The 12,436-nt window shown below is 45.7% G+C and carries 9 protein-coding genes; all 9 read left to right on the top strand.

All coding sequences use genetic code 11. The features are described from left to right. Positions 1 to 18 precede the first annotated feature (18 nt). The 9 genes from QZ135_RS03490 to QZ135_RS03450 all read left to right on the top strand — a co-directional run bounded on the left by QZ135_RS03490 (position 19) and on the right by QZ135_RS03450 (position 12,158). Positions 19 to 1,800, top strand: a complete 1,782-nt coding sequence (locus QZ135_RS03490; RefSeq protein ID WP_294605969.1) for a RagB/SusD family nutrient uptake outer membrane protein — start codon at positions 19 to 21, stop codon at positions 1,798 to 1,800. Between the two features lie 29 nt (positions 1,801 to 1,829). After that, the gene (locus QZ135_RS03485) at positions 1,830 to 2,276 is read left to right on the top strand and encodes a hypothetical protein (protein WP_294605967.1); all 447 of its coding nucleotides are present in this window, start codon (positions 1,830 to 1,832) and stop codon (positions 2,274 to 2,276) included. Between the two features lie 101 nt (positions 2,277 to 2,377). Beyond that, on the top strand, positions 2,378 to 4,291 hold the full coding sequence (locus QZ135_RS03480; RefSeq protein WP_294605965.1) for an arabinan endo-1,5-alpha-L-arabinosidase: 1,914 nt from the start codon (positions 2,378 to 2,380) through the stop codon (positions 4,289 to 4,291). Between the two features lie 276 nt (positions 4,292 to 4,567). Further along, positions 4,568 to 5,707 (top strand): aldose epimerase family protein, encoded by a 1,140-nt coding sequence (locus tag QZ135_RS03475; RefSeq protein ID WP_294605963.1) that lies wholly within the window; start codon positions 4,568 to 4,570, stop codon positions 5,705 to 5,707. Positions 5,708 to 5,732: 25 nt separating this feature from the next. After that, entirely contained in the window at positions 5,733 to 7,427 is a 1,695-nt protein-coding gene (locus tag QZ135_RS03470; RefSeq protein ID WP_294605961.1) for a sodium:solute symporter, read from the top strand. A gap of 102 nt (positions 7,428 to 7,529) precedes the next feature. Next, the gene (locus tag QZ135_RS03465) at positions 7,530 to 8,207 is read left to right on the top strand and encodes an NUDIX domain-containing protein (protein ID WP_294606024.1); all 678 of its coding nucleotides are present in this window, start codon (positions 7,530 to 7,532) and stop codon (positions 8,205 to 8,207) included. Between the two features lie 115 nt (positions 8,208 to 8,322). Beyond that, positions 8,323 to 9,006 carry an L-ribulose-5-phosphate 4-epimerase gene (locus QZ135_RS03460; RefSeq protein ID WP_007663863.1) on the top strand — a complete coding sequence of 228 codons (684 nt, stop codon included), beginning with the start codon at positions 8,323 to 8,325 and terminating at the stop codon, positions 9,004 to 9,006. A gap of 42 nt (positions 9,007 to 9,048) precedes the next feature. Continuing rightward, positions 9,049 to 10,557 (top strand): L-arabinose isomerase, encoded by a 1,509-nt coding sequence (gene araA / locus QZ135_RS03455; RefSeq protein ID WP_294605959.1) that lies wholly within the window; start codon positions 9,049 to 9,051, stop codon positions 10,555 to 10,557. 2 nt (positions 10,558 to 10,559) lie between these two features. Beyond that, a complete protein-coding gene (locus QZ135_RS03450) occupies positions 10,560 to 12,158 on the top strand; it encodes an FGGY-family carbohydrate kinase (RefSeq protein ID WP_294605957.1) in 1,599 nt (532 codons plus the stop codon). Positions 12,159 to 12,436: the final 278 nt, after the last annotated feature.

Here is a 12,436-nt window from a genome sequence, read left to right as displayed (position 1 = left end):
TATGAAAAACAGAGAAATATGAAAAAGATATTCAAATATATGGCAGCCGCACTGCTGGCTGTAAATTTCACCTCTTGCAGCGACTTCTTAGACAAAGAGGTAGACTTGACCCTGGATGCGGAACAGGTGTTCCAGAAATTTGAGAATACCCGCGGCTATCTGGCAAATATATATACCTACCTACCGGATGCGTTCGTAGGTTATACAGATGGCCAGTTCCGTGGTGCATCACGCGATTGTATGACGGATAATGCACTCTCTTTCTGGAGTGTACATTACTATCACAGTGTATTGACAGACGCTTATTCCGCAACCAAACATTCGTTTGCAGAAGATTTCTGGCCAAAGAACTTCAAAGGCATCCGTGCCGCCAACAACTTTCTGAAGTATGCCCGCGAAAGCGTTGTGAAGAATACTGAAATGGAGGGTGACGACAACCGTTTGTACGACCGTTACATGGCTGAAGCCCGACTGCTCCGTGCCATCTTCCACTTCGACCAGGCCAGTTGGTTCGGCGATATCCCCATCGTAGGTGAAGATGAGAACGGCGAGCCCATCATTTTCGAATACACCAATCCGGAACAAATGAACATGGCACGCACCAATTGCGCCGATGCACTGAAATGGATTGCTGACGAATGTGATAAGATAAAAGACGTGTTGCCTTTCCGGTATGCACAGGAAGAGCTGAACTGGGGACGTGTGAACGGTGCTGCAGCGTATGCATTAAAAGCAAGAGCATTGTTGTACAGAGCATCGCCTTTGCACAATCCTAACAATGACGCTTCCCTATGGAGGGAAGCTGCAACGGCTGCAACAGACTTCATCACGAAAAACAGATCCCAGAGCAATCCGTACAGACTGTATACTACGGCAGATAATGATACGGACAAGAACTATTATGAATGTTTCGTTTCCACGCCTCACCTGAACAACGAGTATATCTTGAGCCGTTCAGAATGGCAAACCCGTGAAATAGAACTGTTCCTGGCTCCCTGCGGATTCAGTGGTAGTGTAAACTCAACCGGACGTACCAATCCGACACAGAACCTGGTGGATAGCTATGAAACTAAAAATGGTCTTCCTATAGATAAAGATCCGTCTTACGATCCGCAGAATCCGTACGCCAACCGTGACCCACGTTTGGAGCAAACCATTCTGCACCACGGTTCTATCTGGGGAGATGCAAAACAAGATGAAGAACGTGAAGTAGATGTTACTTATGGTTCCGGCAAAGATTATCATGAACTGCACGGTGGAACACTCACCGGATACTATACTAAGAAGTTCCTGAATAATATGTCGTTCAAGAGTCCGACTACTTATACACACGCCTGTCCTATCTTCCGCTATGCCGAAGTATTGCTGAATGCTGCCGAAGCCATCAACGAAGCTGAAGGCCCGGACAATGCTTATCAATATGTGAACGAAGTGCGTGCCCGTGTAGGCATGCCACCCTACAGTGGAATGAGCCAGTCGCAGCTTCGCGAACGTATCCGCAACGAACGCCGCATCGAACTTTGCTTCGAGGACCATCGTTTCTTCGACGAGCGCCGCTGGAAGTTATTCGAAGGCAAAAGTGCTGCCAGCGAAAAGAGTCTGCCCTACTACCAGCAGGTTTACAACCTTTACGGTGTAGCTGTAACTCCGGGGCAAAGCACGGTGTTCAATTACGGTCCGGCGGAAATGCACCAATCACGTGCTTTCAACAGCCCGAAGAACTACTACTTCCCGATACCGGATGCCGAAGTCAAGAGATTGCCTAACTTAGGACAAAATCCCGGCTGGGAAATGCAATAAAAAAATAAACTCATTAAAACTCCGAAAATATGAAACTTAATAAATGGTTAAGCATACTAATGGTGAGTTGCTCACTGCTCATCGGTTTTACCGCTTGTGACGATGATGACAATGATAGCCATGAACTATCTCTCGGTGCACCTGTACTGACCGAGATTGCCGCTCCTACCGCTATAGCGACTTCTGATGTAATAGTCAGTCAGCAAGATTTGGATGAAGGCATTATCAGAGTAATGGCCTATGGCTTCTGCTATGATACTTCCAAGAATCCTACCATCTACAGTGCCACAGTGAAAACTCTTCCTGAGAATGGAAAGATGGAAGCGACTCTGACTGAGTTGGCAGACAATACTGTATATTATGTACGGGCTTTTGCTACTCTTTACCCTAATGGAGTAGTTTATTCGCCTGAAGTGAAAATGACTGTAGGAGTAACAGAACCGGAAACGCCTTCTGAAGAAACTCCTACTGAATAAAACTATATTAATTACGAGTTACAATTTAACAGCATTGCTTTTATAATTGTAACTCGCAATTTGCTTCTCTATAGTACTAATTTACCTATAACGATTTACCTATGAAGTTCTTCAAGTGGACCCTATTACTCTTCAGTTATTCCGTTTTATCAGGAGCGTGCAGCAGCGAAAGCAATGAGCCTGACATAGACGAGACAACTATTTCCATTTCGACACCATCTGTGTCAAATGTTACGGAAGATAGAGCAACTATAATTGCGACTATCACAACAAATACCCCATCCGCTATCTTAAAGAAAGGTATTTGTTATGATACCCAGTCTAATCCGACCATTTCCAACCGGACTGTTGAAATGAGCAGCGCAGGTCTGTCACTCAACCTGACCATAACGGAACTTGAGCCTGAAACTAAATACTATGCCAAGGCTTTTGCCACTGTAGCCAATGGGAATCCTGCCTATTCAACAGAAATTTCATTCACAACGGCAGCCCGCAGCATTACTTCCGAATTGGACAAATACATAGCTCCTTCCTACCCTGATAATTATATCAGCATTGCAGACTGGAGCAACAGAAGCCAATGGAATTTAGCCAATGTACATGACCCCAGTATAGTATTAGCCGAAGACGGTTATTATTACATGTATCAGACGGATGCCTCGTATGGCAATGCGCATGAATACGGCGGACATTTTCACTGCCGTCGATCCAAAGACCTCGTGAATTGGGAATACATGGGAGGTACCATGAACTCACTACCCGACTGGGTGATTCCTAAATTGAACGAAATACGCAAAGCCATGGGGTTGAATGAAGTTCAGCCTGACATAAGTACCTTTGGCTATTGGGCACCCAGTGTCCGGAAAGTCAGAAACGGGCTTTATCGCATGTACTACTCCATCGTATGCCCGGGTCTGATCAACGGTGAGAACACCTGGGGCGAACGTGCCTTTATCGGTATGATGGAAAACACCGATCCCGCCAATAATGGAGGTTGGGAAGACAAAGGATACGTCATCACAAATGCCTCTGATAAAGAATTAAATTTCAACGTCAAGCCCGATGACTGGACAAATTGCTATTATAAATGGAATGCAATCGACCCCAGTTATATTATCGACAAAGATGGCAAGCACTATCTGGTTTACGGCTCATGGCATAGCGGCATAGCGGCTCTGGAAGTAGATGCAGCCACCGGAAAGCCACTGAATACATTACCCAAACCTTGGGGAACGGAAGAAGATATAGCTCCTTACGGGCAACTACTCGTCACCCGCCAGATTGGGAATCGCTGGCAGGCATCCGAAGGACCGGAAATCATTTATAATCCAAACACCGGATATTATTACCTGTTCATGGCTTATGATGCATTGGAGGTACCTTATAACACACGCGTGTGTCGTTCTCAAAGCATTCTGGGTCCTTACTTAGGCATTGACGGAACAGATCTCACCAGATTCGGCGGCGAAATGCTCCCCATCGTTACACACCCCTACAAGTTCAGCAACAGCAACGGATGGGTAGGTATCGCTCACTGTGCTATTTTTGACGATGGAAATGGGAATTGGTATTATGCCTCGCAAGGACGTCTGCCCAAAGATATACCGGGTATCAATGCGAGCAATGCCGTGATGATGGGGCATGTACGTTCCATCAAATGGACCAGTACGGGATGGCCGGTAGTAATGCCGGAACGTTATGGCGCCGTGCCCCAACTGCCCATAACAGAAGATGAACTGACAGGAAGTTGGGAACATATAGACCTCTCCTACTCTTACGGAAAGCAGAAAACATCCAATACAATGGCACTTTCTGCCGATCATAAAGTAACCGATGGTTCTTGGAAAGGCGCAACGTGGAACTATGATGCCGACAACCAGCGCATCACATTCAGCAATGGAGTAGAAGTATGTCTGCAACGGGAAGTGGATTGGGAAGCCAGCCCGAGAACTCATACAATTGTTTATGCAGGGTATACCAACAGCAAGACGTATTGGGGTAAAAAGAAGAAATAAAATAAGATTTCGTCCATATCCGGATAGGATATGAACCGTATCTGCTTCGTGTCTATACATTTGGACTTGATAGGGAGTTGGTAAGGAGTTGATACGAACTTGGTAGGGAATTAGTAAATCTGGGCTCTAAAAACAGCCTCAACAACCCGACATTTGAGGCTGTTTTTTTACTTTTATGTTACATAACATATACAAGTGTAGCTAACACACTCAAATAAAGTGTTACTTTTACACCCAAAATTAGATAATTATCTCATTTACATTAAAAATAGAACCATGAAAAACAGTTTTCTACTTGCAGGAATTGCCGCACTGATGTTATCTGCGTGCAATAACAAGCCAGCTCAGGAGTTGACTTTGTCCGGTCTGAATCCGGTGAATTTTCAAACAGAAGTGAACAATGCCAAAACAGATCTTTACACCTTGAAGAACAAGTCGGGCATGGAAGTATGCATCACTAACTTCGGAGGACGTATCGTTTCTATTATGGTTCCCGATAAAAACGGGAATATGCAGGACGTTGTTCTAGGCTTTGACAGCATTGCCGACTATGTCAACATTCCGAGTGACTTCGGTGCTTCTATCGGCCGCTATGCAAACCGCATCAACCAGGGAAGAATCGTACTGGACGGAGATACTATCCAATTACCGCAAAACAACTTCGGGCATTGCTTGCATGGTGGTCCCAAAGGCTGGCAATATCAGGTATATGAAGCCAATCCGATTGACGACACTACCTTGGAACTGACTCGTATTTCACCGGACGGAGATGAAAAATTCCCAGGCAACGTAACAGCTAAAGTTCTTTTCAAACTGACTGATGACAACGCTATAGATATAAAGTATAGTGCTACCACAGATAAGAAAACGGTTATCAACATGACCAACCACTCCTACTTCAACTTATCCGGTAATCCTGCAAATGCTGCAACAGATCATATCTTATATGTAAATGCAGACAATTACACTCCAGTAGACAGCACATTTATGACTACAGGAGAAATTGTAACAGTGAAAGATACTCCGATGGACTTCACTACTCCCAAGACTGTAGGACAAGACATCACAAACTTCGATTTCGCACAGTTGAAGAATGGAAACGGTTATGACCACAATTGGGTGCTGAACACAAAGGGCGACCTCTCTCAGGTAGCTGCAAAAATGACATCACCGGTAAGTGGTATTACACTGGAAGTTTACACCAACGAACCGGGTATACAGGTTTATACAGGCAATTTCCTGGATGGAACCGTAACCGGCAAAAAAGGTATCACTTATAATCAACGTGCTTCCGTTTGCCTGGAAACACAGCACTATCCCGACAGTCCCAATAAGCCCGAATGGCCGAGCGTTGTACTGGAGCCGGGACAAACTTACAACAGCGAATGTATTTTTAAATTCTCAGTAGAGAAATAATAGTTAACTTTTAAACATAAGTATTGTGGAAGCATTAGATTGGATTGTAATTGGAGTCTTCGCTTTGGCTCTGATAGGTATTATTGTTTGGGTTGTCAGACAAAAACAGAACGACTCAGCAGATTATTTCTTGGGTGGACGTGATGCTACATGGATTGCGATTGGTGCATCTATTTTTGCATCAAATATCGGTTCGGAACACCTGATTGGTTTGGCAGGCGCAGGAGCTTCCAGTGGTATGGCTATGGCACACTGGGAGATTCAGGGATGGATGATTCTTATTTTGGGATGGGTATTCGTGCCTTTCTATTCAAGAAGTATGGTATATACGATGCCTGAATTCCTGGAACGTCGTTATAATCCGCAATCACGTACCATATTGTCTGTTATCTCTTTAATCAGTTACGTATTGACTAAGGTAGCAGTTACGGTATATGCCGGTGGTTTGGTTTTCCAACAAGTATTCGGAATTAAAGAACTTTGGGGAATTGATTTCTTCTGGATTGCAGCAATCGGTCTGGTTTTGATAACTGCGTTATATACAATCTTTGGTGGTATGAAGTCTGTACTTTATACTTCTGTATTGCAAACACCTATTTTGTTATTGGGCTCACTGATTATTCTCGTTCTTGGTTTCAAAGAATTAGGTGGATGGGACGAAATGATGAGAATTTGTGGTGCAGTTACCGTAAACGATCAAGGAAATACTATGACGGAATTAATCCGCAGCAATAGTGACCCTAACTTCCCCTGGCTGGGAGCATTGATAGGATCAGCCATCATCGGTTTCTGGTACTGGTGTACCGACCAATTCATCGTGCAACGTGTTCTTTCAGGTAAGAACCAGAAAGAAGCACGTCGCGGTACGATCTTCGGTGCCTATCTGAAACTGTTACCCGTATTCTTATTCCTGATTCCGGGTATGATTGCTTTTGCATTGCATCAGAAGTATCTGGGTGCCGGTGGTGAAGGTTTCTTGCCGATGCTGGACAACGGTGTGGCAAATGCCGATGCAGCTTTCCCGACATTGGTAGCAAAACTATTGCCGGCAGGTGTTAAAGGTCTGGTAGTTTGCGGTATCCTGGCAGCTTTGATGAGCTCACTGGCGTCTCTTTTCAACTCCTCAGCTATGTTGTTTACAATTGACTTCTACAAACGCTTCAGGCCCAAAACATCTGAAAAGAAATTGGTGGGTATCGGGCAAGCAGCAACTGTTGTAATTGTGATTCTGGGTATTTTGTGGATACCTATCATGCGTAGCGTAGGTGATGTACTTTATACTTACCTGCAAGACGTACAGTCTGTATTGGCACCGGGTATCGCCGCAGCCTTCCTGTTGGGTATCTGCTGGAAGCGTACTTCTGCACAAGGTGGTATGTGGGGATTGATTGCCGGTATGGTTATTGGTCTGACTCGTTTGGGAGCCAAAGTATATTATAGCAACGCAGGCGACGTGGCAGGCGGTACATTCAAATATCTGTTCTATGATATGAACTGGTTGTTCTTCTGTGGATGGATGTTCTTATTCTGTATCATCGTAGTTATTTTGGTCAGCCTGGCTACGAAAGCGCCAAGTGCGGAGAAAATACAAGGCTTGGTATTTGGTACTTCAACTCCAGAACAATTAGCGGAAACGCGCGTCAGTTGGAACCATTGGGATATTATCCATACGGTTATTATCCTGGGTATCACTGCCGCTTTCTATATCTATTTCTGGTAAAACAGTTACAAGCTACGGGCTACAAGTTACGAGTGTCGTCCGGGTATGATAGCACAACCTACTTGTAGCTTGTAGCATGCAGCTCGTAACTAAAAATATATGATGAGTAATTACTATAGTTCAAATCCAACCTTTTACGTTGGTATCGACTGCATCATCTTCGGTTTCAACGAAGGAGAACTGAGCCTGTTATTGCTGAAACGAAACTTTCAGCCGGCAATGGGTGAATGGTCTCTGATGGGTGGATTCGTGCAACAAGGTGAAAGTGTGGATAATGCTGCCAAACGTGTACTGGCGGAACTCACCGGTTTGGAAAATGTATATATGGAGCAAGTAGGGTCGTTCGGCGAAGTGGAACGTGATCCGGGAGAACGGGTTATCTCTGTTGCTTACTATGCATTGATCAACATCAACGAGTACGACCGCGAACTGGTGCACCAGCATAATGCCTACTGGGTAAACATCAATGAATTACCGCCTTTGATCTTCGACCATCCGCAAATGGTGAAACAAGCACGGGAATTGATGCAACAGAAAGCATCCACAGAGCCTATCGGCTTCAACCTGTTACCGAAGTTATTCACGCTGTCTCAACTGCAAAGCCTCTACGAAGCTATTTACGGTGAACAGATAGACAAGCGTAACTTCCGTAAACGGATAGCCGAAATGGACTACATTGAAAAAACAGATAAGATTGATAAAACAGGTTCCAAACGCGGAGCTGCCTTATACAAATTCAATGAGAAGGCATACCGCAAGGCACCGATTTTTAAACTGTGATAGATAAAGTGATAGGGTGATAAAGTGATAAAGTGATAGGGTGATATTACCTTTATCACTCTAAAACCTTACCACATTATCACTCTAAAACCTTATCGCATTAACAAATGAAATTATGCTGGAAGAACTGAAAGAAAAGGTATTCCATGCCAACCTTGAACTGGTGAAGCATGGACTGGTTATCTTCACCTGGGGAAATGTATCGGCTATCGACCGTGAAACGGGGCTGGTAGTCATCAAACCCAGTGGTGTAAGTTATGACGATATGAAGGCGGAAGACATGGTGGTGGTTGACCTCGATGGCAAGGTAGTGGAAGGGCGATTGAAACCGTCTTCAGACACTCCGACCCACGTGGTACTCTACAAGGCTTTCCCTGAAATCGGCGGTGTGGTACACACCCACTCTACGTACGCTACTGCCTGGGCGCAAGCCGGATGTGACATTCCGAATATCGGAACGACACACGCAGATTACTTCCACGATGCCATACCTTGCACGGCAGATATGACAAAGGAAGAAGTGGAAGGAGCGTATGAAATGGAAACCGGAAATGTAATCGTGAAGCGCTTTGAAGGGCTGAACCCTGTACACACCCCGGGAGTACTGGTAAAGAATCACGGTCCCTTCTCTTGGGGAAAAGATGCGCACGATGCTGTACACAACGCAGTGGTAATGGAACAAGTGGCTAAGATGGCAAGCATTGCTTATGCCGTCAATCCGAAACTGACCATGAATCCGCTGTTGGTAGAAAAGCATTTCAACCGCAAGCATGGGCCTAACGCTTACTATGGACAGTAAACAATCGACAATTAAAAATTAACAACTAAAAATTAAAGAATTATGAACGCATTTGATCAATATGAAGTATGGTTCGTAACCGGAGCACAGCTCCTGTACGGAGGTGACGCAGTTATCGCAGTAGACGCACACAGTAATGAAATGGTAGCCGGATTGAACGCCAGCGGCAAATTGCCGGTAAAGGTGGTTTATAAAGGTACGGTAAACTCTTCTAAAGAAGTAACTGAAGCTTTCAAAGCTGCTAACAATGATGAGAAATGTATCGGTGTTATCACCTGGATGCACACTTTCTCTCCTGCCAAGATGTGGATTCACGGTTTGCAGGAACTGAAGAAGCCGTTGCTGCACTTCCATACTCAGTTCAACAAAGAAATTCCTTGGGATACCATGGATATGGACTTCATGAACTTGAACCAGTCAGCTCACGGTGACCGTGAATTCGGCCACATTGTAACCCGTATGCGTAAAAACCGTAAGGTAGTGGTAGGCCACTGGCAAGATGAAAAAGCACAGGGCCAGATCGCGACATGGATGCGCGTTTGCGCCGGATGGGCTGATGCACAAGATATGCTGATTATCCGTTTCGGTGACCAGATGAACAACGTTGCTGTTACTGATGGTGACAAGGTATCCGCTGAACAAGTTTTGGGTTACCACGTAGACTACTGTCCGGTAAACGACCTGATGAAGTACTACAATGCAGTGGAAGACAAAGACGTACAGGCAATGGTAGATACTTACTTCAAAGAATACGACCATGCTCCTGAACTGGAAAAAAACGGAACAGAAGCTTATACCAAAGTATGGAACTCTGCAAAAGCAGAAATCGCTCTCCGTCGTATCTTGAAAGACACAGGTGCCAAAGCATTTACTACCAACTTCAACGACCTCGGTGACTTTGACCAGATTCCGGGATTGGCTTCTCAACGTCTGATGGAAGAAGGTTATGGTTTCGGTGCGGAAGGTGACTGGAAAACTGCCGCTTTGTACCGTACCACATGGTTCATGAGCCAAGGTATGCCGAAAGGTTGTTCTTTCCTGGAAGACTATACTTTGCATTTCGACGGTGAAAAGAGCGCTATCCTCCAGGCACACATGCTGGAAGTTTGTCCGCTGATTGCTGAAGCAAAACCGAAACTGGAAGTACACCGTCTTGCCATTGGTATCGATAGCGAAACTGCACGTCTTGTATTCACCAGCAAACAAGGTGAAGGCGTAGCCGCTACTATCGTTGACCTGGGCAACCGTTTCCGCCTCATCGTGAACAAGGTAGAATGTATCAAGAGCAAACCGCTGCCCAAACTGCCCGTTGCCAGCGCATTGTGGATTCCGATGCCGAACCTCGAAGTAGGTGCCGCCGCATGGATTCTGGCAGGTGGTACTCACCACACCAGCTTCTCTTATGATCTGACTGTAGAATACTGGGAAGATTATGCAGAAATGGCAGGTATCGAAATGGTAGTCATCGATGAAAATACAACTATCAGCGAGTTCAAGAAAGAACTGCGCATGAATGAAGTATATTACATGTTGAACAAAGCGCTTTGTTGATTATGAAACCAGACGCAAAATCAACCATCGAAGCAGGCAAGGCCATTCTTGGCATAGAATTCGGTTCCACTCGAATCAAGGCTGTTTTGATTGACCAGGAAAACAAACCCATCGCTCAAGGAAGTCACACCTGGGAGAACCAGTTGGTTGACGGACTTTGGACATATAGCGTTGAGGCCATCTGGTATGGACTGCAAGATTGTTACGCCGACCTTCGCTCAAACGTGAAGAGCCTGTATGACATAGAGATAGAAGCTTTGGCGGCAATCGGTGTCAGCGCCATGATGCATGGTTATATGGCATTCAATGATAAAGAAGAGATTCTCGTGCCCTTCCGTACTTGGAGAAACACCAATACGGGTGAGGCTGCGGCGGCTTTATCAGAACTGTTCGTTTATAATATTCCTCTGCGCTGGAGCATTTCTCACTTGTATCAGGCCATTCTGGACAACGAAGAACACGTGAAAGATATCGATTATCTGACAACGCTCGCAGGTTTTATCCATTGGCAGATGACCGGTAAAAAGGTATTGGGCATAGGCGATGCATCTGGTATGCTCCCCATAGACCCGGTTACCAAAAACTACTCCGCTGAAATGGTGGCCAAGTTCGACGAGTTAATCGCTCCGAAGGGATACGACTGGAAATTGCTGGATATTCTTCCCAAGGCATTGCCGGCTGGTGAAAATGCAGGTTTCCTGACACCGGAAGGCGCTAAGATGCTCGACGTATCCGGCCATTTGAAAGCTGGAATACCGGTTTGCCCGCCCGAAGGAGATGCAGGTACCGGTATGGTGGCAACCAATGCCGTTAAGCAGCGTACAGGAAACGTATCGGCAGGTACCTCTTCATTCTCCATGATTGTATTGGAGAAAGATCTGTCAAAGCCCTACGAAATGATCGATATGGTAACAACTCCCGATGGAAGTCCCGTAGCCATGGTACATTGCAACAACTGTACATCTGACCTCAACGCATGGATCAACCTATTCAAGGAATACCAGGAATTGCTGGGTATACCTGTAGATATGAACGAAGTATATGGAAAACTCTACAATCATGCCCTGACAGGCAATGCGGATTGTGGCGGCCTCATTTCATTCAATTACATCTCAGGCGAGCCTGTAACAGGATTTGCGGATGGAAGACCGATGTTTGTACGTTCGGCCAATGACAAGTTCAGCCTTGCGAACTTCATGCGGACGCACTTGTACGCTTCTGTCGGTGTCCTCAAGATTGGCAATGACATCCTTTTCAAAGAAGAAAAGGTGAAAGTTGACAGAATCACAGGACACGGAGGCTTGTTCAAGACTAAGAATGTGGGCCAGAGAGTACTTGCGGCAGCACTGAACTCACCCATTTCCGTAATGGAAACGGCCGGTGAAGGTGGTGCCTGGGGTATTGCGTTGCTGGCTTCATTCCTTGTGAACAACCAGAAGAAGCAACCTCTCGACGCTTTCCTGGACGAGCAAGTGTTTGGCGGAGACGCGGGTGTTGAGATAGCGCCTACAGCTGAAGATGTGGCAGGCTTCAACGCATACATCGAAAACTACAAGGCGGCACTGCCCATCGAAGAAGCGGCGGTGAAATTCAAGAAGTAAGCGGGTCACTGTGATACATTGAAAAACATCTGTCATGCTGAGCGAAGCCGGAGCATCTCATCTCACCGGGTGCAAAGAGAAGAGAGCCCGCGGCAAGCTCAGGATGGCAGATACTTTATGTATCGCTCGGTACGCACACCCTGTACCGCTCAGTACGCACACCCCGTACCGCTCAGTACGCACACCCCGTACCGCTCAGTACGCACACCCCATACCGCTCAGTACGCACACCCCGTACAGTAAAGTACCAATAATTCCAACCCCAAATCTCTGATACA

It is taken from the genome of uncultured Bacteroides sp., assembly GCF_905207245.1.
In the GTDB taxonomy this organism is placed as follows: Bacteria; Bacteroidota; Bacteroidia; order Bacteroidales; family Bacteroidaceae; genus Bacteroides.
This window is presented reverse-complemented; position numbering and strand designations above follow the sequence as displayed.

Coding starts and splice junctions, on each gene's coding strand:
- araA (WP_294605959.1), top strand. CDS start 9,049: ATGAACGCATTTGATCAATATGAAGTATGGTTCGTAACCGGAGCACAG.
- QZ135_RS03475 (WP_294605963.1), top strand. CDS start 4,568: ATGAAAAACAGTTTTCTACTTGCAGGAATTGCCGCACTGATGTTATCT.
- QZ135_RS03485 (WP_294605967.1), top strand. CDS start 1,830: ATGAAACTTAATAAATGGTTAAGCATACTAATGGTGAGTTGCTCACTG.
- QZ135_RS03480 (WP_294605965.1), top strand. CDS start 2,378: ATGAAGTTCTTCAAGTGGACCCTATTACTCTTCAGTTATTCCGTTTTA.
- QZ135_RS03450 (WP_294605957.1), top strand. CDS start 10,560: ATGAAACCAGACGCAAAATCAACCATCGAAGCAGGCAAGGCCATTCTT.
- QZ135_RS03490 (WP_294605969.1), top strand. CDS start 19: ATGAAAAAGATATTCAAATATATGGCAGCCGCACTGCTGGCTGTAAAT.
- QZ135_RS03465 (WP_294606024.1), top strand. CDS start 7,530: ATGAGTAATTACTATAGTTCAAATCCAACCTTTTACGTTGGTATCGAC.
- QZ135_RS03460 (WP_007663863.1), top strand. CDS start 8,323: ATGCTGGAAGAACTGAAAGAAAAGGTATTCCATGCCAACCTTGAACTG.